20 protein-coding genes are annotated in these 25,468 nt (G+C 65.9%); 14 read left to right on the top strand and 6 right to left on the bottom strand.

Going from position 1 to position 25,468, the window contains the following annotated elements:
* Window positions 1-835: 835 nt before the first annotated feature.
* Together recN and ACE3TH_RS04665 are read right to left on the bottom strand one after the other, a co-directional pair.
* Entirely contained in the window at window positions 836-2,536 is a 1,701-nt protein-coding gene (gene recN / locus ACE3TH_RS04670; protein ID WP_374597815.1) for a DNA repair protein RecN, read from the bottom strand.
* A gap of 94 nt (window positions 2,537-2,630) precedes the next feature.
* On the bottom strand, window positions 2,631-3,482 hold the full coding sequence (locus ACE3TH_RS04665; protein WP_374597813.1) for an outer membrane protein assembly factor BamD: 852 nt from the start codon (window positions 3,480-3,482) through the stop codon (window positions 2,631-2,633).
* Between the two features lie 231 nt (window positions 3,483-3,713).
* Here ACE3TH_RS04665 and ACE3TH_RS04660 point away from each other — a divergent pair, with 231 nt between their 5' ends.
* From ACE3TH_RS04660 to pth, 4 genes are all read left to right on the top strand, one after another.
* Window positions 3,714-4,649 carry a ribose-phosphate pyrophosphokinase gene (locus tag ACE3TH_RS04660; RefSeq protein WP_374597811.1) on the top strand — a complete coding sequence of 312 codons (936 nt, stop codon included), beginning with the start codon at window positions 3,714-3,716 and terminating at the stop codon, window positions 4,647-4,649.
* Between the two features lie 87 nt (window positions 4,650-4,736).
* Complete coding sequence (locus ACE3TH_RS04655) at window positions 4,737-5,828, top strand: hypothetical protein (protein ID WP_374597809.1); 1,092 nt, start codon at window positions 4,737-4,739, stop codon at window positions 5,826-5,828.
* 155 nt (window positions 5,829-5,983) lie between these two features.
* Complete coding sequence (locus ACE3TH_RS04650) at window positions 5,984-6,685, top strand: 50S ribosomal protein L25/general stress protein Ctc (protein ID WP_374597807.1); 702 nt, start codon at window positions 5,984-5,986, stop codon at window positions 6,683-6,685.
* Between the two features lie 75 nt (window positions 6,686-6,760).
* On the top strand, window positions 6,761-7,381 hold the full coding sequence (gene pth, locus ACE3TH_RS04645; protein ID WP_374597805.1) for an aminoacyl-tRNA hydrolase: 621 nt from the start codon (window positions 6,761-6,763) through the stop codon (window positions 7,379-7,381).
* Here pth and ACE3TH_RS04640 read toward each other — a convergent pair.
* Both ACE3TH_RS04640 and ACE3TH_RS04635 read right to left on the bottom strand, forming a co-directional pair.
* Window positions 7,378-8,976, bottom strand: coding sequence for a DUF4139 domain-containing protein (locus tag ACE3TH_RS04640; protein WP_374597803.1), 1,599 nt, complete (start codon window positions 8,974-8,976; stop codon window positions 7,378-7,380). The genes pth and ACE3TH_RS04640 overlap by 4 nt on opposite strands.
* A gap of 5 nt (window positions 8,977-8,981) precedes the next feature.
* On the bottom strand, window positions 8,982-10,412 hold the full coding sequence (locus ACE3TH_RS04635; RefSeq protein ID WP_374597801.1) for a DUF4139 domain-containing protein: 1,431 nt from the start codon (window positions 10,410-10,412) through the stop codon (window positions 8,982-8,984).
* 120 nt (window positions 10,413-10,532) lie between these two features.
* On the opposite strand from ACE3TH_RS04635, the gene ACE3TH_RS04630 reads away from it, so the two are divergent.
* The 6 genes from ACE3TH_RS04630 to ACE3TH_RS04605 all read left to right on the top strand — a co-directional run bounded on the left by ACE3TH_RS04630 (window position 10,533) and on the right by ACE3TH_RS04605 (window position 16,506).
* The gene (locus tag ACE3TH_RS04630) at window positions 10,533-10,922 is read left to right on the top strand and encodes a DUF2946 family protein (RefSeq protein ID WP_374597800.1); all 390 of its coding nucleotides are present in this window, start codon (window positions 10,533-10,535) and stop codon (window positions 10,920-10,922) included.
* An 81-nt stretch (window positions 10,923-11,003) separates the two neighbouring features.
* Complete coding sequence (locus ACE3TH_RS04625) at window positions 11,004-13,049, top strand: TonB-dependent receptor family protein (protein ID WP_374597798.1); 2,046 nt, start codon at window positions 11,004-11,006, stop codon at window positions 13,047-13,049.
* A gap of 53 nt (window positions 13,050-13,102) precedes the next feature.
* A complete protein-coding gene (locus ACE3TH_RS04620) occupies window positions 13,103-14,458 on the top strand; it encodes a PepSY-associated TM helix domain-containing protein (RefSeq protein ID WP_374597796.1) in 1,356 nt (451 codons plus the stop codon).
* A gap of 13 nt (window positions 14,459-14,471) precedes the next feature.
* Window positions 14,472-14,933, top strand: a complete 462-nt coding sequence (locus ACE3TH_RS04615; RefSeq protein WP_374597794.1) for a copper chaperone PCu(A)C — start codon at window positions 14,472-14,474, stop codon at window positions 14,931-14,933.
* Between the two features lie 79 nt (window positions 14,934-15,012).
* On the top strand, window positions 15,013-16,113 hold the full coding sequence (gene ychF, locus ACE3TH_RS04610) for a redox-regulated ATPase YchF (RefSeq protein WP_374597792.1): 1,101 nt from the start codon (window positions 15,013-15,015) through the stop codon (window positions 16,111-16,113).
* A 129-nt stretch (window positions 16,114-16,242) separates the two neighbouring features.
* Complete coding sequence (locus ACE3TH_RS04605; RefSeq protein WP_292173794.1) at window positions 16,243-16,506, top strand: hypothetical protein; 264 nt, start codon at window positions 16,243-16,245, stop codon at window positions 16,504-16,506.
* Window positions 16,507-16,581: 75 nt separating this feature from the next.
* On the opposite strand, the gene ACE3TH_RS04600 is transcribed toward ACE3TH_RS04605, so the two are convergent.
* Complete coding sequence (locus ACE3TH_RS04600; RefSeq protein ID WP_374597789.1) at window positions 16,582-17,109, bottom strand: porin family protein; 528 nt, start codon at window positions 17,107-17,109, stop codon at window positions 16,582-16,584.
* A gap of 182 nt (window positions 17,110-17,291) precedes the next feature.
* Entirely contained in the window at window positions 17,292-19,982 is a 2,691-nt protein-coding gene (gene ppdK / locus ACE3TH_RS04595; RefSeq protein ID WP_374597787.1) for a pyruvate, phosphate dikinase, read from the bottom strand.
* Window positions 19,983-20,157: 175 nt separating this feature from the next.
* Between ppdK and ACE3TH_RS04590 the strand changes: the two genes are divergently transcribed.
* The 4 genes from ACE3TH_RS04590 to ACE3TH_RS04575 all read left to right on the top strand — a co-directional run bounded on the left by ACE3TH_RS04590 (window position 20,158) and on the right by ACE3TH_RS04575 (window position 25,465).
* On the top strand, window positions 20,158-20,814 hold the full coding sequence (locus ACE3TH_RS04590) for an HAD family hydrolase (RefSeq protein WP_374597785.1): 657 nt from the start codon (window positions 20,158-20,160) through the stop codon (window positions 20,812-20,814).
* Between the two features lie 74 nt (window positions 20,815-20,888).
* Window positions 20,889-21,968, top strand: coding sequence for a site-specific DNA-methyltransferase (locus ACE3TH_RS04585; RefSeq protein ID WP_374597783.1), 1,080 nt, complete (start codon window positions 20,889-20,891; stop codon window positions 21,966-21,968).
* A 133-nt stretch (window positions 21,969-22,101) separates the two neighbouring features.
* Entirely contained in the window at window positions 22,102-23,220 is a 1,119-nt protein-coding gene (locus ACE3TH_RS04580) for a glycosyltransferase family 4 protein (RefSeq protein ID WP_374597781.1), read from the top strand.
* 91 nt (window positions 23,221-23,311) lie between these two features.
* Complete coding sequence (locus ACE3TH_RS04575; protein WP_374597779.1) at window positions 23,312-25,465, top strand: glycogen debranching N-terminal domain-containing protein; 2,154 nt, start codon at window positions 23,312-23,314, stop codon at window positions 25,463-25,465.
* Window positions 25,466-25,468: the final 3 nt, after the last annotated feature.

Raw genomic sequence — 25,468 nt, 5'->3', positions numbered from 1 at the left:
TGATGTCACAGCGAAACCACGGGGCTGATTGTTCCCTGCGGGATCGGCTCGCCACGCTCCAGCCAGGTGGGTGGCATAGTCCGCTTGCAGCTCCTGAGATGATGCCGCGTCAGGCCCATTGCCGCCCGCCCGGACAAGAGCGATGTTGAGCCATGAAACCTTGGGCTCTTTGCGCCGCGTTGGCTACCGGTTGCGCAGGGCAGCCCGCCGTCAACGCTCTGGAACTCCGACAGGCAGCGACGCGCATCGAGCAAGGTTGTGGCGTCCCGGTCGGGTCTCTTCTTCATCTGACACGCGGCGGCGATATTCTTGTGCAGCCATCGGCATCGGCTATCCCAAGCTACCCCGCGTACGTCTGCGTGATGACCGGCTTTGAAGATGAAAAGCTCGCTGAACGAGGAGTGCGCATCATCTTGGTGGGAGAGGACGCCCCCGACTAGCAATGTCTGCTTCCGACCCGTTGCGGACATTTCATGCACGTGGCACCAATCTAAAATCGCACGGACGAAGCCACGACGGCAGCCTCCCATTTCTCGCCCTCGGACAATGAAGCATGAAAAGACCAAGCTTTATCGACGACATTCAGGATGTACGATTAAACTGGCGAGATGCTGATTACAGGGCAGGATTTATAAGGGGTTTTGCTTCAACATTTATCCCTCGATTTTTTGTGAGCTTCTTTGTGGGGTTTCTGGTCATGACAGCAATACTTATCGCGACCTAGCAGAAACCCTCCTTACTGAGGACGAGGTTGCAGAACTGGAAGTCAGTGGCTGCTTCCGACCCATAGCAGACCTTCAGCTTGTTCGCTCGTGGCGACGCGTTGCGCCTCCCCTCACCCGATCAGCGTCCGCGCCGCCGCCCTCGCCTCGTCGGTGATCACCGCCCCCGACAGCATGCGCGCGATCTCTTCCTGACGGGCCACTTCGTCCAGCGCATCGACGGTGGTCGTGGTCAGGCCGGCGGTGTCGGACTTGCGGACCTTCCAGTGGGCGTGGCCGCGGGCGGCGACCTGGGGGCTGTGGGTGACGACCAGGACCTGGGCGCCGGTGGAGAGGCGTTGCAGGCGTTCGCCGACGGCCTGGGCCACGGCACCGCCGACGCCTTGATCGACCTCGTCGAAGATCATGACCGGCTGGCGCTGGTCCTCGCGTCCGGCCAGGGCCGCCTTCATGGCCAGGGCGAAGCGGGCCAGTTCGCCGCCCGAGGCGATGGCGTCCAGGGGGCCGAAATCGGTTCCGGCATTGGTGGCGATCTCGAACCGCGTCGTCTCGACGCCCAGCGGGCCGCGCCGCCCGTCGGCCACCGGCTCGAACGCCACGCGGAAGCGGGCGCGGTCCAGTTTCAGCGGGCCCAGTTCCTGCATCACCGCCGCCGTCAGCCGCTGGGCCGCCGCCTCTCGTGCCGAGGTCAGGAAGGTCGCGGCCAGGTCATAGTGTTCGCGCGCGGCGCTGGCCTGGCGCTCGGCCGCGACGATGGCGTCGGCACCGTCCTCGATCAGGCGCAGCTGCTCGCGAAAGCGCACCCGCAGCACGGGCAGGTTCTCGACCGAAGTGTTCAGCTTTCGCGCGGCGGCGCGCAGGGCGAACAGCCGCTCCTCGGCCTTGTCGAGCCGCCCTGGCTCGAAGTCGAAGGCATTGGCGGCGGCGTCGACGGTGGCGATGGCCTCGGTCGCCTCCACCAGGGTGCGGTCGATCGCCTCGGCCGCCGCGCCCAGTTGCACGATGACCGGATGATCGGCGGCGGCCCCCGCCTGCCCCGCCCGCTGGCGCGCATGTTCGACCGCGCGCAGGGCCGAGGCCAGCTTTTGCGACAGCTTGTCCCCGCCCAGAAGGGTGCGGGCGTCGGCCAGATCGGCCAGGGCCTTTTCCGCCGCCCCCAGGATGGCGCGCTCGCCCGCCAGTTCGGTCTCTTCCTCGGCGCGGGGATCCAGCGCATCCAGATCGGCCAGGGCCAGGGTCAGTTCCTCGGCGCGCGAGGCGGCGTCGGCGGCGGCGGCCTTCAGCTCCGCGACGGCGCGATCGGCGGCCTTTAAGGTTTCGGAGGCGGCGGCCACGGCGCTCAACTGAGGCTGGACCCCGCCATAGGTGTCCAAGAGGGCGCGGTGGGTCTTCCAGTCCAGAAGGCCGACGGTCTCGTGCTGGCCATGCACCTCGACGAGGGCCTGGCCGATCTCGCGCAGGGCCGTGACCCCGGCGGGCTGATCATTGACGAAGGCGCGGCTGCGGCCATCGGCGGTAACGACGCGGCGCAGGATCAGGTCCTCGCCCGACGCCACCTCGAACCCCCGCTCGGCCAGCAGGTCGATCAGTGCGGGATCGTCGGGCGCGGTGAAGACCGCCGTAGCCGTGGCCTGTTTCGCGCCATGACGGACCAGACCCGCATCGCCGCGCGCACCCAGCGCCAGTCCCAGGGCATCCAGAATGATCGACTTGCCCGCCCCCGTCTCGCCGGTCAGCACGGTCAGCCCGTCCCGAACCTCCAGGTCGAGCACGTCCACCAGCACGATGTCGCGGATGGAAAGGGCGGTCAGCATGAGGGCACGCGATTCGGCATGGGCACCAGTCTAGACCGGAACGGGGCAAGAACAGGCGATCCTTGACGCGAGACCGCATTCCGAGCCCTCTGGCTCAGCCCGGAATGATCCGGCGCAGCCAGCTTTCGCGCTGACCCGTCGGGGCGGTCTCGGGCCGCGCGCCTTCTTCGGTCAGCAGGGCATAGGCCTCGGCGTACCAGGGGCTGCCCGGATAGTTGAAGCCCAGGACCGCGCCATTGCGCATGGCCTCGTCCTTCAGACCCAGGGTCAGATTGACCTCGACCAGGCGATACAGGGCCTCGGGCGTATGCGAGGTGCGCTGGAAGGCTTCGTTGTCGATCACAGCCTTGTAGCGGTTCAGGGCCGCGAGCGGCTGGCCCGCGCGCTGATAATAGCGGCCGATGGACATTTCCTTGCCCGCCAGCTGGTCGTTGACCATGTCGATCTTGACCGTGGCGTCGATGGCATAGCTGGTGCCCGGATAGCGGCGGGCCACGTCGCGCAGGCCCTGCAGGGCTCCCTCGGCGTAGCCCTGGTCACGACCGACGTCGGTGATCCGTTCGAAGTTGCACAGCGCCTTCATGTAATAGGCATAGGCCGCGCCCGAGTTGCCGGGAAACAGCTGGATGAAGCGATCCGCCGCAGCTTGGGCCTCCGGGTAGTTGTTGTTCTGATAGTAGGCGTAGATCTGCATCAGGATCGCGCGACGCGACCACTCCGAATACGGGTGCTGACGCTCCACTTCCTGGAAATAGTCGACGGCGTCGGCCCAGCGCTTGCTCTCCAGCCGCTGATAGCCGGTGTTGTACAGCGCCTCCACCGGACGTTCTTCATAGACCAGACGCGGGCGGCGCTGACCGGAACAGCCGGCCACCACGGTCGAGCCGATCACCAGAGCCAGGATCAGGCCGGTACGAAACTTGGGAGCAGGCAAGGACGACCTCAATCACTTTGGCCCGGAGGCCGTGCGGCCCGGCGGGCCTTCGACTGGACGGCACGGGTCACGACCCGCGACATCCGAAAACAGGACGCGATCTCTACACCAGGCCACAACCTATCGCCAATGCACGATGCACATGGCGTTTGGCCTTGTCGCCGGGCTGTCCCCTGATAAGAAGCGCGCCAGCGCGACCACCCCAATCTCAGCCCGCCGATGACGGCGAAAGGATGACCGGACATGAAGCTGCTGGCAGGCAATTCGAACCGGACCCTGGCCCAGGCCATCGCGGACCATCTGGACATGCCCCTGACCCGGGCCCAGGTGAAGCGATTCGCCGACAACGAGGTCTTTGCCGTCATCGAGGAGAATGTCCGCGGCGAGGATGTCTTCATCATCCAGTCGACCAGCTATCCGGCCAACGACAATCTGATGGAGCTGCTGATCATGACCGATGCGCTGGTGCGCGCTTCGGCCAGGCGGATCACGGCCGTCATGCCCTATTTCGGCTATGCACGTCAGGACCGGAAGACCGGGGGGCGCACCCCCATCTCGGCCAAACTGGTGGCCAATCTGATCACGCGCGCCGGGGCCGACCGCGTGCTGACCATGGATCTGCATGCAGGTCAGATTCAGGGCTTCTTCGACATTCCGACCGACAATCTGGTGGCCACGCCGGTCCTGACCGACGACATCCGCCGCCATTATGCCAATCCCGAAGAACTGATGATCGTCTCGCCCGACGTCGGCGGCGTCGTCCGCGCCCGTGCCCTGGCCAGCCGACTGAACGCCGACCTGGCCATCGTGGACAAGCGCAGGCCCAAGGCTGGCGAGAGCGAGGTCATGAACATCATCGGCGACGTCGAGGGCCGCCGCTGCATCCTGTTCGACGACATTGTCGATTCGGGCGGCACCCTGGTGAACGCGGCCAAGGCCCTGATCGATCAGGGCGCGACCGAGGTGTCGGCCTATATCAGCCACGGCGTCCTGTCGGGCCCGGCGGTCCAGCGGATCACCGACGGCCCCTTGAAGACCCTGGTCATCACCGACTCGATCGAACAGCCTGACGAAGTTTTGAACTGCGCCAAAATCCGCGCCGTTTCGGCTGCACCATTGATCGGAGAGGCTATCCGCCGGATTGCCAACGAAGAATCGGTCTCGAAACTTTTTGATTAACCATCGGAAAACACTTCGGCCCGCGTTATAAGGACTTCACACAGTATCGGCGCTGTTCGCGCCGCGCGTCCACGTGGGGATGTCTGAATGTTTCGGGTTACACTGCGCAGGGGTCTGACGATCTCCGCCCTCGCCGCCGCCGCTCTCATCGCCAGCTGCTCGACGCCGGAACCGGCCCCGCCACCCGCGCCGCCACCGCCTCCGCCCGTCCCCGCCGTCAGCCTGAACGAAGGCGTGGCCCAGGCCGCCTCCATCTACGTCACCTTCATGCGCGACGTCGGCTCGATCCAGGCGGGCTTCCAGGATGCCGAGTCCATCCAGGCCGCCATCCGCAAGGGTGCCTCCTATGAACCGGCCCAGCTGTCGCGGGGCATGATCGCCTATGGTTCGATCCTGGCGCTGCAGTCACCGGAGTTCGTGCAGGGTGTCCGCACCTATGCCGCCGACCCGACGACGCGCCAAACCGTCATTAACAGCATCCTGGCCGACCCGGCCTATGCCGCCACCCTGCCCGGCGCGGACGCCGCCGCGGGCCTGATCGTCGATACCATCGGGCGCGATTCCGCCGCCATGATGGTGATCGCCAATGCGGTGGAAGAGGACGCCTACACGATCCAGGGCCGCAACGACCCGCGCCGCCGCTGGGCTACGGTCCACATCCAGAATCGCGAAGTCCGGCTGGAAGGGGCCAAGGCTCTGTCCGCCGTTCAGATGCTGCCCTCGGCCGAGGAATCCGCCCGCCTGTTCGCGGCCGCGAACTCCGGCACCGGCCTGTCGGTCAGCCCGACCCGCTCCGGCCCGCCCTATACGCCCGCCGTCGTCCGCTCGCTGGCCCTGGCCGCCCTGGCCGCTCTGGGGGCCGGTGGCGAAGACGCCCGCGCCAGCACCGAGGCCCTGACGGTCGACCAGAACAGCGAGTTCTGCCTCAACATGTCCAAGCTGATGCTGTTCCAGTGCCTGGCGGCCTCGCGCCCCAGCTATGAGGACATCTTCTGCGTCGGTCGCCACGTCGCCCGCGATCTGGCCACCTGCACGGCCCAGACCCTGAACCCCGTCGGCATCACCGTGCCCGCCAGCAGCGTGGCGGACACAGCGGCCGGCCCCGTCCAGACCCCGATCGCAGCGGAAGCGGCGGCCGCGTCCACCTCGGCCACGGCGGCGCTGAACAGCGGTCGATAAGCCCTGCGGGTCAGGGGGCGGAAAGTCCGCGCCGCTACTGTTGCGTCTCCGGACGCTTGCGTGTAATGACCCGCGCTCTTGAATTCAGGGTCTACCGACCCCGGCGCGCGGCCGAGAAACAGCCACGCGCCGCTTTTCGTTGTTGAGGCGAGGCGATGGCCGACATCATTCTGAACGTAGACGTCCGTGAAGGCGTCGGCACCGGTGGCGCCCGCGCCGCGCGTCGCGCCGGCCTGGTCCCCGGCGTGCTGTACGGTGGCGACAAGGCCCCCGTCGCTATCTCGGTGAACGAGCGTGACTTCCGCAAGTCGCTCTACACCGGCAAGCTGCTGGGCCATCTCGTCAAGCTGAAGTACGGCAAGGAGACCCAGTCGGTCATCGCCCGCGAGGTCCAGTTCGACCCGGTAACCGACCGTCCCCTGCACTTCGACCTGATGCGTGTCGACGAGAAGCAGACCATCACGATCGAAGTCCCCGTCCACTTCATCAACGAAGACCAGTGCGGTGCCTTCCGTCAGGGCGGCTCGCTGGAAGTCGTCCGTCACTCGGTCGAGGTCAAGGTTCGCGCCGACCACATCCCCGAAGACCTGATCGTCGACCTGGCCGGTCACAAGCTGGGTGACACCATCCGCTGGTCCGACCTGAAGAACACCGGCGACGTCGAGCCGACCATCACTGACCGCGACTTCGTGATCGCCTCCATCAAGACCTCTTCGGCCGCCAAGGCCGCCGACGAGATCGAGGAAGCCATCGCCGAGGAGCAGGCCGAGGCCGAAGCCGCCGCCGTCGAGGCCGGCGAAGTGCCCGCCACCGAACAGGGCGACGAAGAGAACCCCGAAGACAAGACCGAAGACTGAACCCTTCGAGACGACAGTTGCGGCAACGGCCCATTCCGGTGACGGAGTGGGCCGTTTCCTTATCCGGAGCGCGCCATGATCATCATCGCCGGCCTGGGTAACCCCGGCCCGAAATACGAGAAGAACCGCCACAACATCGGCTTCATGGCCGTGGACGAGATCGCGCGGCGCTGGCGCTTCGGACCCGAGCGCGCCAAGTTCCAGTCGGTGGTGCGCGACGGGGAGGTCGAGGGCACCAAGGTTCTGCTGATGAAACCCCAGACCTTCATGAACGAGAGCGGTCGTGCGGTCGGCGAGGCCGCGCGCTTCTACAAGATCAAGCCGTCCGACGTGATCGTCTTCCACGACGAGATCGACCTGGCCCCCGGCCGCTTCCGCATGAAGACCGGCGGCGGCGCGGCCGGTCAGAACGGCATCCGCTCCCTGATCAGCCACCTGGGTGCCGACTTTCGGCGCGGGCGCATGGGCGTGGGCCATCCGGGTGAGAGCCATCTGGTCATGCCCCATGTGCTGGGCGACTTTCACAAGGCCGAAATGGCCTGGCTCGATCCCATGCTGACGGCGATCGCCGACGCTCTGCCCTTTGCCGTGGCCGGTGAGGACGAACGCTTTCAGGGCGAGGTCATGCGCCTGGCCCCCGCCCCCAAGTTCAGCCCACGCCAGGCGGCGGAAAAGGCCGCTCGGGGTGAAAGCTAGTCGTCGTACTCGATGGTATAGGTCAGGGTGGTCGTGCCGCCCGCCGGTATCCGCAGACGCCAGGCCGGAAAGCCACCTTCGTTGATCACATGGCGGGCGCTGGAGCGGACGATGCGAAAGCCCTGATAGGCGGCCTCGCCCGGCCTGACCTCCACCTCGATCAACTCAGGCTTGTCGTTGCGGATCGTCACAGTCAAAGGGACGCGCTTGAGGCCTCGGGATCGCACCGCTTCGCCTGTTTCCTGCTCGAGAGTGACATCCATCGCCTCTCCGAAATACAGGTCCACAGGCAGGCCGACGCCCTTGTCCTCGAACCTGGCCTGTCCGGTGAACAGGGTCTGGCCGGCCTGGCTTTCGAACAGGCTGACGCCGCCGCCCGGTAGCGGCAGGCCGAGGCCGGTCGCCGCTTCGTTGCGGAGACGCAGCATAAGCACGGGCTGTTTCGGCTCTTCACCATTGTCTTCCAGGACATCGACTGCGTAGGTACGAGTGAAGCCGACGTCGGCTTGCTCGAGAAACTGCACCTGTTTGGTCTGTCGCGCATTGACGTCCGTCGGTTCGGGCAAGGTGTAGATCTTGTAGTCGCCCAGTTCGCCGAGCCGCACGATCCGGCTGCCCGTGACGACGATCTCGTCGACATCCGAGTTCGATAGGACCGGCGCGTTGGCGAGATACTCAACGACCTTTGATCTGCTGCCCGTGACAAGAATGTCATTCGGCTCCCCGATACCTTGTGTCGTCGTGTCCAATGGCCAGCATCCTGGCGCGCGGGCGACGACCGCCGGCTCCACCGGCACGGTGTCCTCGTCGCGGTTCAGATTGCCGGCCACGACCTGCACCGGGGCGTCAGCGAAACCCGTGCCGCCAAAGTTGGCCAGCGTGATCCATCCCCTCAGCGACAAGGACTGGCCGTCAGGATTCAACCGCGCAACATAATCCGCCGACCACTGGAGGCCTGTTGCCAGATAGGCCAGTGTCACCGTATGCCGCCCCGCTGTCTGGGCCCGGGTGCGGATCGACAGCACCGGCTGGTCGCTCAGCCCCTCGGGCACCCGGTCGAACAGTATGCGTTCGGTCAGGCCGGAGCAGCTCAGCGCCTCCAGCCGGCCGTCGATCTCCAGCACCGTGCCGTTCGGGCCCGAGCGGACGATGGCGGCCTTTTCCACCTGTTCGCCGGTCGCCGGATTGGTTCGCACCACCCGCACCATCTCGCCGACCGACCGCTGCAGCAGCGAACCGGGGCTAAGCAGGTCGAAGTCGGTGTTGCGCTCGATCACCTGCGCGGGCAGGCCGTCCAGCGTCGCGGTCTGGGGCACAATACCGGTGGCCACGCCGCGCAACCGGATCACCGCCTCGCCTGCCGGAAGATCGATGGTGCGCGTTTCGACGATCAGGGCCAGGCCTTCGCGCGCCAGGTCGGGGTCACCCTCGGACGATCGTTCCAGCAGCCAGGAGGTGTCGACCGGCCGGTCGCGATAGATCACCACCGCGGTTCGCTCGGCACGCGGCGAGACGACCTCCACCTGGGCCCAGGCCGACCCGGCCAGTGCGGCCCAGGTCGAAACCAGAGCGACGGCTATCGACAGGGGCCGCACGACGTTCAGCCGCCGGTGACGACAGTGGCAGTCAGCACGGTCTCGCCGTTGGCCGGTACCGGAACACTCCAGACGATGGCGTTGGCATCCTGCACCACGCCCTCGATGGACTGGCCCTGCAGTTGGGTGTCGCGGCCCAGACCATGCTGGCGCACCTCGACGACCACGGCCTCCGGGCGGGCGTTGCGGACCGTGTATTCCATCTCGAAGCGCGTCCTCCACCGATAGTAGGCGGGCTTGGAGGCTGCCTCGCTGGAGACCACACGCGGCTGTACGGTGACGTCGAACGCCTGGCCGGTGGTGATGACGATGTCGGACCAGGCGGGCGTGTGGGCCACGCGATCTTCGCCGATGAAACGTGCCTCGCCCGCCTCGTCATTGACATAGACCCGGGCCACCCCAGCCGGCAGCTGGGTCGCGACGCCCGAGGCGCGGTCATTGGCGAAGATCACCGCCACCTCGGCGGCACGCGCTTCTGCTTCGGTGGTGAAGCTGTCGGCTTCATACAGATATCGCTTCGATGCCGGCACATTGGCCACATCGATCAGGCCGACCTGTTTGGTCTGATTGTTGGCCACAGTGACCGGCTCGGGCAGCGGATAGATGTAGACGTCCGCAAGACCCTGCGCCCCGCCCTGCTCGGTCCCATTCCCCCGGGTTCCCGGTCGCACCGGCTGGGGATAGCCGCGGCCATAGGCGTTATTGCTGCTGTCGTTGAGCAGGCTGACGTCGCCCGCCACGACGCGCGTATCGGCATTGGTGAAGGTGACACCCGACTGGTTGGTCAGGGTGATCCAGCCGGTCAGGTCCAGTCGCCCGGCGCGTTCGTCGAACCGGGCCACATAGTCCGCCTTCCACTGCAGACCCGTGGTCAGATAGGTCAGGGTCACATCGCGCTGTCCCGCACCCTCAGCATCGAGAGTGACGCTCAGCGTCGGGCGTGGTCGCAGGTTCGCAGGAACCTCGTCGAAGATGACCCGGGTCGGCACCCCATCGTCGCGCAGCACCTCGATACGGCCATCAACCTCAAGCACGACGCCCTGATTGGCAGCCAGAACCCTGGCCCGCTGCGTCTCCTGGGCCCCGCTGCCCGGATTTGTGCGTACGATGCCGATCTCGTCGCCGACCGCCGCCTGCATCAGCTTGTCGGGCGTCAGCAGGTCATAGTCGAAGTTCTGTTCCACCACCGACAGGTCACGCCCCGACAGGCCGACCGTTTCGGGCCGTATGCTGGCCGACACACCCGGGAACTCCCTGCGGGTACGCCCTGCGGGCAGCGTCAACTCGCGCACATCCTCCACCAGGGCGACATTCTGATTGTAGATGGTCAGGGACACACGGTTCGGGCCCTGCGATCCGTCCTGCGCCTGCTGGGCCACCGCTGGCATCGCCAGCAGGCTCAGCGCCGTGCCTGTCATGAAAACCCAACGGATCATGCGAACCTCCCTCGTTGAGAGACCGTTTCATGCGGTCGGCAGACTGTCGACCCCACCGAACCTGACAGCGGCCCTTCGCCACGGTATGCAAATGGCCACGGCACCGCTAAAGCCCCGTCCGTGAACCGTTCCCGCGTCGAAACCTGGTCGATCGCCCGATCGCTGGCCTTCCTGGCCGCGGTCTTTGCGATCACGCTCGGCACCCTGTTGCCGTTCGGGGCCATGGCAGCGGCAACGCCGGGTCAGCCCATCGTCATCTGCTCGGCCGAAGGGCCCATGACCATCCAGGTCGGCGGCGACATGGACGGCCCCGGCGGCAAGACCCATCCGGCCAAATGCGCCGCCTGCGTCATGCCCCTGCCGGCGGTGCTGCCCGAACCGCCGATACCGGAGCCCTCGCCCCCGCTGCGGCTCACTGAGACTGTCGTCTACGCCCCGGCCTCCGGCAGCCCGCCGCCCCCCGCGCGCGCGCCGCCGCGCCCGCCTTCGACCGCCCCACCCCTCGCCTGAATCAGACCCGCTGACGCCACCGCGTCAGACCCCGCGCCGCCGCCCGGCCGCGCGGTTTTTCTCTGTATTCAGGACCTACCGATGTCTCTCAAGACCACCGCTGCGCCCTGCGCGCTGCTGCTCGCCGCCTTTGCCGCCCCCGCATTTGCCCAGGAAGCCCCGACCGAACTCGATAGCGTCATCGTCACGGGCCAGCGCAACCCGGATGATCCCGCCGTCGTCGCGGAAGCCCGCGATCGTCTGTCCCGCACGCCGGGGGCCGTCGCTGTTGTCGCCTCGGAAAGCTATGAAGATCGCTACGCTCTTGGATTCGCCGACACCCTCCGTTCCGTCCCGGGAGTCTTTGCCCAGCGCCGCTGGGGCGAAGAGGTCCGTCTGTCGATCCGAGGATCCGGTATCGGCCAGAGCCTGCATCTGAGGGGCGTTTTGCTGGCACAGGATGGCGTGCCCTTCAGTCAGCCAGACGGGTTTGGCGACTTTCAGGAATTGGACCCATTGGTGGCCCGATACTTCGAAGTCTACAAAGGCGGCAACGCTCTGCGTTTCGGTGGTGCCGCATTGGGCGGAGCCATCAACGTCCTCACGCCGACAGGCCGCAATGCGCCGTTCTCGAATCTGCTGCGCCTGGAGGGCGGCTCCTTCGAAACCCGACGTGCCCACGGTGCCATCGCGCGCGAGTTCGGGCCGTGGGACATCTATGCCGCTGCGACCTGGTCAGGCAGCGATGGATTTCTTGACCATCAGGATTCAGACAGCAAGCGATTGACGCTTAACGTCGGACGTCAGTTTGGCGAAGACCGCGAGTTGCGTCTGATCGTCCAGGCCAACGATCTGGACCTGGACATCTCCGGCACCCAGACGCTGGACAAGGCGCTGAACAATCCTCGCGATCCTGACCTCTTCGTCAGAAACCTGGACTTTGGCCGAGACATCAAATCCGTGCGTGTGACGGCGCAGACTCGCTGGCGACTGACCGATGAGCTCGTGTTCGAAGCCGGTGCCTATGCTGTCGACAAACAGCTGTTCCACCCGGTTCCGGTCGTGCTGGACAACGACTATCAGTTTTGGGGCGGCTTTGCACGTCTGGACTGGGCTGGGCAGTTGGGCGGGCTGCGGGCCGATGCGTTTGCCGGTGCCTATTTCCGTACGGGCGACAACGACAGTGCGGTCTTCGTCAACACGGGCGGCGACCCCGGTTTTCAGATCGGCAGCACGCTTCAGAATGCGACGGGGATGGATGTCTTCGCCGAGGGGCGGTTGTTCGTGACCGACCAGTTGGCCCTGATCGCGGGCGGCACCTGGGGCCGGGCCGAGCGGGACGTCGAAAACCGTCTGGCCCCCGCCAACAGTGCCCAGCGAGATTACGACTGGTTTGCCCCGCGGGTCGGCCTGCTTTGGGAACAACCCGATGGATCGCAAATCTATGCGAACCTGACCAAGTCTGTGGAGGCCCCGACGTTCTTGGAGCTCGTTCAGACGCCAGTGCCCCAGTTTGTCGATTTGGAGCAGCAGGAAGCCTGGACCGCGGAGATCGGTGCGCGAGGCCAGCGCGGCGCGTTTCGCTACGACATCGCCTTGTATCGCTCACATCTGGAAGGCGAACTGCTGAACTATATCGTCATTCCCAACAATCCGGCCCTCAGCTTCAACGCCGAGGATACGGTTCACCAGGGAGTTGAAGCCGGGCTCGACTGGCGATTGATCGACAATGGCCGCGAACGCCTGACGCTGCGCCAGACCTACACCTGGTCGGATTTCTTCTTCGATGACGACGCCACCTATGGCGATGGCCGATTGCCCATTATCCCCGAGCATGCCTATCGCGCGGAGTTGAAATACGAGCATCCTGCTGGCTGGTTCGTCGCGCCGTCGGTGGAATGGGTGCCTCAGGACATCTTTGTCGATTATGCCAACCAGCTGAAGTATCCCGGTTACACAACGCTGTCGGTCAATGCGGGCGTGGATCTTCCGGGTGGCGTCTCGCTGTTTGCAGACCTTCGCAACCTGACCGACGAAAAATACGTGTCCAATGCCAATGCGATTACTGATGCCCGCACGGCAGCGGCCAATGTCTTCACACCGGGCGAAGGTCGATCCGCCTACGTCGGCGTTCGTTACAGCTTCTGATGAGACAGGGGGCGGCCAGCGATGCGCCGCCCCCGCTTTCGAAAGAAATCGCCATGAGCGACCCTGAAAATTCTTCTTCAAACACGGCCCTGTCAGGCAGTTACCGCGCGGTCTGGCGCTGGCATTTCTATGCCGGATTTCTGGTCCTGCCGTTCCTGATGCTGATGGCCCTGACCGGGGGGCTTTATCTGTTCAAGACCGAGATCGACGATGCCGTCTATCGGCCGATGGCCACGGTTGAGGCGCGGGGCACCCCCGCGTCTCCGGACCGCTGGGTCGCCGCCGCCCGCGTCGGCACAGGCGGCGAGGTGACCAATGTGCTGGTGCCCGACAGGCCGGATCGCGCCGTCCAGATGGTCGTGCGCCTGCCAGACGACAGCCGCCGCATCGCCTTCGTCGACCCCTACAGCGCAGAGCTGAAGGGCGTCACGGCCTATGTCGGCCTGACCGAGACCATCAAGCGGATCCACAGCCTGGAACAGTTCGGGCCGGTCATGAACCTGGTGGTCGAGATCGTGGCGGGCTGGGCCATCATCCTGTTCGCCACGGGCCTGTTCCTGTGGTGGCCACGCAAACGGAACGTGGCCGTGACCACGCTGAAGGCCACCGATCCGAAGCGGCGGCCGTTCTGGCGCGACCTGCACGCCCTGACGGGTCTCTATGCGGGGGGCATCATCCTGTTCCTGGCGGTGACCGGCATGCCGTGGTCGTCCGTCTGGGGCGGTCAGGTGCTCAAGGCCATGAACGAGGCGGGTCTGGGGCGGCCGAAGGCTCCGTCCGCCGCCTCGTCCTGGACCCATGCCGAGCATGACGACAAGCCCAAGGGGGCGGGCTGGGCGCTGGAGCATTCCGGCGTCACCACCGACCACCAGATGGCCCCGCCGCGCCTGTCGCTGGTGATCGACCGCGCCGAGGCCATGCGACTGCCGCGACCCTATACGGTCTCCATCCCGGCCTCGGCGGACCGGGCCTATGCCGTGGCGCGCCAGAACGAGCGGGTCCAGGACAGCCGCACCCTCTATGTCGACGGCACGACCGGCGCACTGAGAGCCGACATCCGCTACGAACAGTATGGCTGGGGGGCCAGGGCCTTCGAATGGGGCATCTTCACCCATCAGGGCACCCAGTACGGTCAGATCAATCGCATCGTCATGCTGCTGGGTTGTATCGCGGTCTGGGCGCTGGCGATCAGCGGCCTGATGATGTGGTGGAAGCGGCGTCCCGCCAGGCGCGGCCTGTCGCTGGGGGCCCCGCCCGCCCCCACCGGCCTGCGGGCCCGTGCCGCAGTTCTCGGCATCGTCATTCCCTTGAGTATTTTCTATCCACTCACCGGGCTCAGTCTTCTGGCTGCACTGGCCATCGATCGCCTCGTCTCGCGGTTGGTGCGGCCCCGTCCGGTCGCGTCCTGAAAGGACACTCATAATGAAGTACATCCTGATCGCCGCCGCCTCGGCCACCCTCGCCGCCTGTTCGGCCCAGCCTGAAAACGCGACCCTGGCTGTGGTCGAAGCCACCGACGCCGTTTGCCGCCCGACGCCCAACGGCCGGGACATCACCGGCTGCTATGTCACCCTGACCGCCAGCCAGGCCGACCGGCTGGTCACCGTCGCCTCGCCGTCGGCCGGCACCGCCGAAATCCACGAGATGAAGACCGAAGGCGGCATCATGAAGATGGCGGAACTGCCCAACGGCCTGGCCCTGCCTGCAGGCGAGGCGGTCAGTCTGAAGCCGGGCGGCAACCACATCATGCTGATGCAGGTGAAGAGCCCGCTGGCGGCGGGCGACACCGTCTCCCTGACGCTGACGTTCGAGAAGGCGTCTCCGCTGGGCGTACGCGCCGCGGTCGGCCAGCCCGCGCCCGCCGGAGGGCACACCGGCCACTGACACCGCAATCACGCGCGAGCCTGACAAACGGGATCGAACCGTCTAAAGGCTCGCGCTCATTGCAAACCATCGGAACGTCATGGCCCTGAAAGTCGCGATCGTCGGCCTGCCCAACGTCGGCAAGTCCACCCTATTCAATGCCCTGACGAAGACGGCGGCTGCCCAGGCCGCCAACTATCCGTTCTGCACGATCGAGCCGAATACGGGCGACGTCGCTGTGCCCGAGCCGCGCCTGAACGTTCTGGCGGAAATCGCGGGGTCCAAGGAAATCATCCCGTCGCGGATCACCTTCGTGGACATCGCCGGCCTGGTGCGCGGCGCGTCCAAGGGCGAAGGTCTGGGCAACCAGTTTCTGGCCAATATCCGCGACTGCGACGCCGTGGCCTTCGTCGCCCGCTGCTTCGTCGATGACGACATCACCCATGTCGAGAACCGCATCGATCCGGTGTCCGACCTGGACATCATCGAGACCGAACTGATGCTGGCCGATCTGGAAAGCCTGGAGCGTCGCCGCGTCCAGATGGAAAAGCGCGCCAAGGGTGGCGACAAGGAAAGCCAGCAGAGCCTGAAACTGGTCGATTTGGCCCTGTCGAAACTGAATGCCGGCAAGCCCGCGCGGACCGCTTTGCCCGAAGTGTCCAAGGAAGACCGCAAGGCCTGGGACATGCTGCAACTGCTGACGGCGCTTCCCGCCCTGTATGTCGCCAATGTGGACGAAGGCTCGGCCGACAAGGGCAATGAGCTGTCCGAGCGCGTTGCCGAGCGGGCCAGGGCTGACGGCGCCAATACTGTGGTCATCTCCGCCAAGATCGATTCCGAACTCGCCGTCCTGGACGAGGCCGAGCAGCTGGAGTTCCTGGAAAGCCTGGGACTGGCCGAGCCGGGCCTGAACCGCCTGATCCGCGAGGCCTATGCCCTGCTGGGCCTGCAGTCCTATTTCACGGTGGGGCCCAAGGAGGCCCGCGCCTGGACCATCCCTGTCGGGGCCACGGCACCCCAGGCCGCGGGCGTCATCCATACCGACTTCGAGAAGGGCTTCATCCGCGCCGAAACGATCGCCTACGAAGACTTCGTCGCCCTGCGCGGCGAGGCCAGGGCCCGCGAAGCCGGCAAGCTGCGGGCCGAGGGCAAGTCCTATGTTGTCAAGGACGGCGACGTGATGAACTTCCTGTTCAACTGACGCCGTTCTTCGAAGAGGTGCCGTTTACCGAGATCGACAACTTCCTGATCACAATTCGCCGGTAACGCTTGCATCTGTCGCGCGTATTTGCGACCCGTTCGTGCAGTGTCGAGAACAGGGGGCGCCCGAATGACTCAGAACACCAATCCGTGGGCGACCCAGGTCGATCCTCTGGCCCAGGACATCGCGGCCGTGCTCAAACGCATGGGCGGCTCAGCGCACCAGCGCGATGTGGTTCAGTGCGTCGCGGCCATCAAACGCCAGCGTGGCGAAACGGTTGCCCAGGATCTGGCCAACAAGATCGTCGAAGTGTTCGAGCGTTACCGCGACCTGTTCTTCCGCCCCTATGGCGAAGGCTCCATGCGCTGGGCCCTGCAACCCGGCGTCGCCTGACTTTCTGATCCTGCCGACCACGACAAAGGCCCGCGATCGAAATCGCGGGCCTCGTCAATTCCAGCCTGAGTTGGCTTAGAAGCGGCGGATGTAGCTGACGCCGTAGGTATCGACCTCGCCGCCGTCATCGCGGAAGTCGCGACGGGTCCAGTCGCCGCGGACGCCGTTCTGGCCGTCGAAGAAGTAGTTGGCACCGGCCCCATAGTTGACGCTCTCGCCGTCATTGGTGGCGCTGACGCCCGGGATTTCGGCCTTGATCTTGGTCGTGCCATAGCCGACGCGACCGAACAGTTCGAAGTTGTCGTTGATGGGCAGGGTGCCGACGCCATAGATGGCGGCATCGTACTCGTGCTTCAGCTTGCCCTCGACGCCGGCGACGGTGAAGTCGTCGTCGCGGACGCCGAACGAGGCCTCGCCCTCGGCACCGATGTAGCGGTTGAACTTGGCTCCGATCCGGCCAGTGACGCCCCCCAGGTCACCGTCGCTGCCGTCCAGTTGCGTGTAGCCGATCGAGCCCTGCCATTGCGGGTTCGGAATGCTCTGCGCCATGGCGGGCGCGGCGATCACAGTAAGAGCAGCGGTGGCGAGAAGAATGTTACGCATTGTTTCTTGTATCCTCTAGATGTGGTCACCGATCGGCGACCAGCCCCATCCAGCGAAGACACAAATGGGCGACCGAAAGCGGCGTTCCAGAGGCGGACGAATACATAACGACGACTGTGTGTCGCAAAACACAGACCGCGTTACTTCAACCATGACACTTTCGTGGCAGATGCTTCAGCCCGTCAGCGATCCTTTTCGCGCTCCGTCCCGGCCCGCGCATGCAGCGCCGCCTGGGCCGCCGCCAACCGGGCGATGGGCACACGATAGGGCGAGCAACTGACATAGTTCAGGCCCACCTCTTCACAAAAGGCGATCGACGACGGGTCGCCGCCGTGTTCGCCACAGATGCCCATCTTGATGTCCGGGCGTGCGGCCCCGCCCCGCTCGGCAGCGATGCGGATCAGATCACCGACCCCGTCCTGGTCCAGGCGCACGAAGGGATCGGTCTCGAAGATGCCCTTGTCCATATAGGCCTGAAGGAAACGGCCGGAATCATCTCTGGAGATGCCGAACGTCGTCTGGGTCAGGTCGTTGGTGCCGAAGCTGAAGAACTCCGCATGCTCAGCCAGGTCTCCGGCGCGCAGGGCCGCACGCGGCAGCTCGATCATGGTTCCGACCAGATAGGCGATGGACTGGCCGGTCTCGGCGAAGACCGCCTGGGCCGTACGGTCCGTGAGCTCGCGCAGGTACTTCATCTCCAGGCCCAGGCCGACCAGCGGGTGCATGATCTCCGGCAGGGGGGCCTGGCCGGACGTGGCCTGCACCTCCAGCGCCGCCTCGATGATGGCCCGGACCTGCATCTCGTAGATCTCGGGATAGGCGACGCCCAGGCGGCAACCGCGGTGGCCCAGCATGGGGTTGGTCTCGTGCAGCTCCTTCGCGCGGCGCTTCAGCTTGGCGGCGTCCAGGCCGGAACTGGCGGCCAGGGCGTCGATGTCTGCCTCAGTGTGCGGAATGAACTCATGCAGCGGCGGATCGAGCAGGCGCACCGTCACCGGCAGGCCCGCCATGATGGTGAACAGCTCGACGAAGTCCGACTTCTGGAACGGCGCGATCTTGGCCAGGGCCGCGCGGCGACCCTTCTCGTCATCGGCCAGGATCATCTCGCGCACGGCGGCGATGCGGGTGTCGTCAAAGAACATGTGCTCGGTGCGGCACAGGCCGATGCCCTCGGCTCCAAACCCGCGCGCGGTTCGGGCATCCAGCGGCGTCTCGGCATTGGCGCGGACCTTCAGGCGACGCACGCCGTCGGCCCAGCCCATCAGGGTCTGGAAGTCGCCGGTCAGCTCCGGCTCGATCATCGCGACAGCCCCCTCCAGGACCTCGCCCTTGGAGCCGTCGATGGTGATGATTTCGCCCGCCTTGAAGGTCCGGCCGTGAGCGGTGAAGGTCCCGGCCTTCTCGTCGATCGACAGCGCGTTGATGCCGCAGACGCACGGGCGCCCCATGCCGCGAGCGACGACCGCCGCATGGCTGGTCATGCCGCCCCGGGCCGTGACGATGCCGCGCGCGGCGTGCATGCCGTGGATGTCCTCAGGGCTGGTTTCCTCACGCACCAGGATGACGGCGTCGCCCAGCTGGGCCAGGCGCTCGGCCTCATCGGCGTCGAAGACGATCTTGCCGGTCGCGGCACCGGGAGAGGCCGGCAGGCCCGAGGCCAACACATTGCGGGCTGCGTTCGGATCCAGCGTGGGATGCAGCAGCTGGTCCAGGGCGGCGGGCTCGACGCGGCTGACCGCCTCTTCCTCGGAGATCACCCCCTCGGCGGCCAGATCGACCGCGATCTTTAGCGCCGACTTGGCCGTGCGCTTGCCGTTGCGGGTCTGCAGCATCCACAGACGGCCCTGTTCGACCGTGAACTCGATGTCCTGCATATCGCGGTAGTGGCTTTCCAGCCGCCCGACCACGTCCACGAACTGGCCGAAGACCTCGGGCATGGCCTCTTCCATCGACGGGGCCGTCTCGCCCATCTCCTCGCGGCCCGCCTTTGTCAGGGACTGGGGCGTGCGGATGCCCGCCACCACGTCCTCACCCTGGGCGTTGATCAGGAACTCGCCGTACAGGCGTGCCTCGCCGGTCGAAGGATTGCGGGTAAAGGCCACGCCCGTGGCCGAGGTCTGGCCCATGTTTCCGAAGACCATCGACTGGATGTTGACGGCCGTACCCCAGCTTTCGGGAATGTCGTGCATGCGGCGATAGAATTTCGCCCGGTCGTTCATCCAGCTGTCGAAGACGGCGCCGATCGCGCCCCAAAGCTGGTCGTGCGGATCCTGCGGGAAGGGGCGGCCCAGGTGACGCTCGACCACGTCCTTGTAGTCGGCCACGACCTTTTCCCAGTCCTGGGCACGCAGGTCGGTGTCGATGGTGACGCCCAGCCGATCCTTGTGATGGTCCAGCACCTCTTCGAAATCGTCGTGGTCGAGGCCCAGCACCACATTGGAATACATGGTGATGAAGCGGCGATAGCTGTCGAGCGCAAAGCGCCGGTCGCCGGACAGGGCGGCCAGTCCCTCCACCGTCTCGTCGTTCAGGCCCAGGTTCAGGACGGTGTCCATCATGCCGGGCATGGAGGCGCGGGCCCCCGAGCGGACCGAGACCAGCAAGGGGTTGGTCGCATCGCCGAACGTCTTGCCGACGATGCCCTCGACCGTCTTCAGGCCGGCGGCGACCTGTTCTGTCAGCTCGACGGGATAGGCCTGGCCATTGGAAAAGTAATGGACGCAGGCCTCGGTCGTGACGGTGAAGCCGGGCGGCACGGGCAGACCCAGGGACGACATCTCGGCCAGATTGGCCCCCTTGCCGCCCAGAAGGTTCTTCATCGACGCATCGCCGTCGGCAGATCCGCCACCGAAGCCGTACACCCATTGAGTCATCAGTCAGTCCCTGAAGCCGTGGTCGCGCAGGATGGACTCAGCCATCAGCGTCCGTGCCGCCCCGATTACCGCGCACCGCCCGCGAAGGCGAGGGCCGGACTGTAACAAAGCGTGAGAAGAGGTTTCGGTGCCGCCGCGAGCTGGTCAAATGCCCAGCGACAAGGCAGATCGGGACATGCGCCAGCCCGACCTGATCATCTTCGACTATGACGGCGTGGTCGCCGACAGTGAGTTGCTGAACAGCACCGCCCTGGCCGAGGTGCTGACAGCAATCGGTCTGCCCACCACCACCGACGACGCCATCGCGCGCTATATGGGGCGACGCTGGCTGGATTTCCTACCCTTAATCGAGGCGGAGTTGGGACGAGCCTGCCCTAACGAGGTCGTCGTGGACTGGACGCGGCTCTGCCATGAGCGGGCCTCGACCCGGCTGAGCCCGGTCAACGGGTTGATGACGTTTATGGAAGGACGCCAGCAGGCGCGCTGCATCGCCTCGTCCAGCCCGCCGGACTGGATCGCCCTGGGGCTGGCCCGTTTCGGGCTGGCCGACCGGATGGGTCCGATATTCAGCGCCGCTGTGCATGTTTCTCGCGGCAAGCCGCATCCGGACATCTTCCTGCATGCGGCCGAGGCGATGAGAGCTCGCACAGAGAGGACCGTGGTGATCGAGGACAGTCCCTCGGGCGTGCAGGCCGGCGTGGCGGCGGGAATGCATGTGATCGGTCTGTGCGCCGGGGGCCATGTGCGGGACGGTCATGCCGAAGCGCTGACAAAGGCTGGCGCGCATCGGATCGCCTGGTCCTATGACGATGTGGCTGTTCTGATCGACTAAAACGCGGGGCAGTTACGCCGCCTTAACCGTAAGGATTCACCATCAAGGCTCTGATTATCCGGGGCCGCGTTTCCATGTCCGAACTGAAGACCGACATCGTCCATCGTGGGGACTGTATCGAGGTGTTGCGGTCGCTGCCCACGGCGTCGGTCGACATGGTGTTCGCCGACCCGCCCTATAATCTGCAGCTGGGCGGAGACCTGCTGAGGCCCGACAACAGCGTGGTCGATGCGGTCGATGACGACTGGGACAAGTTCGACAGTTTCGCCGCCTATGACGCCTTCACACGCGACTGGCTGAAGGAATGCCGCCGGGTGCTAAAGCCCGAGGGGTCGATATGGGTGATCGGCAGCTATCACAACGTCTTCCGCCTGGGCACGGCGATCCAGGACCTGGGGTTCTGGGTGCTGAACGACATTATCTGGCGCAAGTCCAACCCGATGCCGAACTTCAAGGGCACGCGCTTCACCAATGCGCACGAGACGCTGATCTGGGCCGCGCGCAGCCGCGAGCAGAAGCGCTACACCTTCAACTATGATGCGCTGAAGGCCTTCAACGAGGACACCCAGATGCGGTCCGACTGGACCCTGGCGCTGTGCACGGGCGAGGAGCGGATCAAGGATGCCGACGGCAAGAAGGCTCATCCGACCCAGAAGCCCGAGGGGCTGCTGCACCGCGTGCTGCTGGCGGCGACCCGTCCGGGTGATGTGGTGCTGGATCCCTTCTTCGGAACCGGAACGACCGGCGCGGCGGCCAGGCGGCTGGGGCGGCATTTCATCGGCATCGAGCGCGACGCCACCTATGCCGACCTGGCCGAAAAGCGGATCGCCGCCGTCATTCCGGCAAGCCCTGAGGACCTGATCGTCACCGGATCCAAGCGCAACGAGCCCAAGGTGCCGTTCGGGGCGCTGGTCGAGGCAGGCCTGCTTCAACCGGGCGACCGGCTGTATTGCCCCAAGGGCGACCGCGAGGCGCGGGTGCGGGCCGACGGTTCGCTGGTGGCCGGCGACCTGTCGGGCTCGATCCACAAGTTGGGGGCCCTCTTCGAAAACGCCCCGGCCTGCAACGGCTGGACCTACTGGCGTTTCAAGACGGATCAGGGGCTCCGGTCGATCGACACCTTGAGGGCCGAGGTCCGCGCCGGAATGCAATGACGGATTCCCGACATAGGGATACGGCTAAGTTGCCGGGATAAAACAATAAAATGCGACGTTCGCGGAACTTCACACCCGCCTGATGGTTTGGCAGACCGGTGTCCCGGTGATGGACGCCCGGAGCCCCCTTGCCATGAAGATCGCCCAGGTTACGCCCCTCTATGAAGCCGTGCCGCCAAGACTGTATGGCGGGACCGAACGGGTGGTGGCGCACCTGACCGACGCCCTGGTCGATCTGGGCCACGACGTCACCCTGTTCGCCAGTGCCGATGCCGAGACGCGCGCGCGTCTGGTGCCCGTCCGCGATCAGGCGATCCGTCTGGACCCCGCCCCGCTGAAGTCCGACCTGGCCTCGCATCTGGTCATGCTGCACGAGGTGTTGAAGCGCGCGGACGAGTTCGACGTTATCCACTTCCACACCGACATGATCCAGTTCCCGATGTTCGAGGCGGTGGCGGATAAGACCCTGACCACCCTGCACGGGCGGCTGGACATGAAGGATATCGGCGGCGTCTACGAACGCTGGTCGCAGTTCGGCCTGGTGTCGATTTCCGACGACCAGCGGCGTCCCCTGCCCTTCGCCAACTGGAAGGCGACGGTGCATCACGGCATGCCCGGTGACATCTATCAGGCGTCCTCGCAGTCGCAGGGCTATCTGGCCTTCCTGGGCCGCATTTCGCCCGAAAAGCGCCCCGACCGCGCCATCCAGATCGCCACCGCCCTGAACAAGCCGCTGAAGATGGCGGCCAAGGTCGATGCGGCGGACAAGGTCTATTGGGAAACGGTCATCAAGCCGATGGTCGAAGGCAATCCCCTGATCGAGTTCGTCGGCGAAATCGGCGACCATCAGAAGTCGGCCTTCCTGGGCGGGGCCGAGGCCTTGCTGTTCCCCATCGACTGGCCCGAGCCCTTCGGCCTAGTGATGATCGAGGCGATGGCGTGCGGCACACCGGTCGTCGCCTTCCGTTGCGGTTCGACCACCGAGGTCATCGAGGACGGTGAGACGGGCTTCCTGGTCGACACGCTGGAGCAGGCCGTGGCGGCCGCGGGCCGGGCGCAACTGCTGGACAGGGACGCGATCCGGGCGCGCTTCGACCTGCGGTTCTCGTCGACGGCGATGGCGCGGCGGTATCTGGATGTCTATGGCGACCTGCTGGCGCGTCGACCCTATGCGCCGATGTCGATGAGGGATTCGATCATGGCGGTGCATCCCCTGATCGAGCCGCGCAGCTTTGTGGCTAATCAGGCCTGAGCGGACGGATCAATTCCGCACCGGGGCCATTTTCCTCGCGCATTCCGGCCTATGATGGCCCGGACCCGAGACGACACGCGAGAAAGCCTTCATGGACGACGCCTATTCGACCCAACTGGCCGCCGCAGACAGTGGCACCGGCGAGGCCGACAGCCTTGAGCGGCTGATGGCGCTGAAGGATGCCGACACCTTCCTTGTGGCCGACGGCTGGGGCGACATGGCGGGCGGGGCCGACGGCCTGTTCGATCACGATACCCGCCTTCTTTCGCGGCTGGTCATGACAGTCGGCGGGGCGCGGCCGTCGCGGCTGAGTTCGGGCGTCAGTCAGGACAATGTCTTCTTCACCTGCCATTCGACCAACCGGCCGCTGCCCCCGATGGGCGGCCGCTCGGCTCCGGCGGGCGTGCTGCATATTGAGCGACGGCGCTTCGTCTGGGACCGGCGGCTGTTCGAGCGGGTACGGGTCTCCAATCATGGCATGGAGGATGTGCTCCTGCCGCTGACCTATGAGTTCGGGGCCGATTTCGCGGACATCTTTCAGGTGCGCGGCACGCCCCGGCTGAAGACCGGCAAACTGTCGCCGCCGACGCACGACGGGCGGCGCGTGACCTTCCGCTATCGCGGTCTGGACGACGTCGAGCGGATGAGCTGCCTGGCCTTCTCCGAGCCACCCGCGCGGTTGAGCGGCGGACGCGCCGAGTTCATGTTCAGCCTGCCCAAGGGCCGGGTTCAGGACCTCTATATCGAATGCGGCCCGGATGCCTGCGAGGCGCCCGACGAAGTGCGCTTCCGGCTAAGCGCGGTGCAGGCCCGGCTGGCGATGCGCAGGCGGCGCAGGCGCGGCGCGTCCGTTCGAGGACCGCGTAGCCCGCGCTTCAACGACTGGCTGGACCAGTCCAGAGCGGACGTAGCGCTGCTGACCACCGACCTGCCGACCGGACCCTACCCTTACGCCGGCGTGCCGTGGTTTTCGACGCCGTTCGGGCGCGACGGCATCATCACGGCCTGGCAGATGCTGTGGCTGGACCCGTCGCTGGCCAAGGGCGTCCTGACCTATCTGGCCAGCCGTCAGGCGACGGAAACCTCCGCGTTTCAGGACTCGGCGCCCGGCAAGATCATGCATGAGACGCGCGGCGGCGAGATGAGCGCCCTGGGTGAGGTGCCGTTCGGCCTCTATTACGGCGGGGTCGACACCACCTGCCTGTTCGTCGCCCTGGCCGGAGCCTATGCGAAGCGGACCGGTGATTTCGAGACGATCCGCGCCCTGTGGCCCCATCTGATCGCGGCCACCGGCTGGATGACCAAGGAAGGCGACGTACGCGGCGACGGCCTGATCAGCTATCAGCGCGGGGCCGACACCGGCCTGTCCAACCAGGGCTGGAAGGACTCGGAGGATTCCATCTTCCACACCGACGGGCGGTTCCCCAAGGGGCCGATCGCCCTGCTGGAGGTCCAGGGCTATGCCTTCGCCGCCTGGCAGGCGATGGCCGAACTGGCCCAGGCCCTGGGTGAGCCGGACCCGCAGCAATGGTCCAACCGGGCCGAGCGGGTCCGCAACATGGTCGAAGAGAAGTTCTGGATGGAGGATCAGGGCTTCTATGCCATCGCTCTGGACGGCGACGGCGAGGCTGTGCGGTCCATCGGCTCCAACGCCGGGCATCTGCTGTTTACCGGCCTGCCCTCGCGCGAGCGGGCGCTGAAAGTGGCCCGGCGCATGTTGGGGGCGGACTTCCGGTCCGGCTGGGGCGTGCGGACCCTGGCGCGGGGACAGGCGCGGTTCAATCCGCTGAGCTATCACAACGGCTCGGTCTGGCCGCACGACACGGCGATGGCGGCGGCGGGCATGGCCCGATATGGCGAGCGACGGGCGGTGGCCCTGCTCCTCAGCGAAATCTACGAGGCCGCCGCCAGCTTCAACCTGCGCCTGCCCGAGCTGTTCTGCGGATTCGAGCGCACGGCGGGCGAGGCCCCCATCGCCTATCCCGTCGCCTGCCTGCCCCAGGCCTGGGCCGCCGGTTCAGTCTTTCTGATGCTGCAGTCGGCGCTGGGCGTGCGGATCGATGCGGTGGCGGGATCGGTCGAGATTGACAACCCCGTCCTGCCCGTGGGGATCGAGCGACTGAACGTCACGGACCTGAAGGTGGGCGACGCCACCGTGGACCTGTCGTTCCAGCAGGTGGGTCTGCACACGGTGGTGGTGCCCCGGCACAAGGCGGGTCAGTTGGCGGTGCGCACGATCTCCTGACCG

Origin of the sequence: Brevundimonas sp., from assembly GCF_041919755.1 — a bacterium.
Taxonomy (GTDB): Bacteria; Pseudomonadota; Alphaproteobacteria; order Caulobacterales; family Caulobacteraceae; genus Brevundimonas.
The sequence above is the reverse complement of the archived record's forward strand: the minus strand, read 5'-3'. Positions and strand labels throughout refer to the sequence as shown.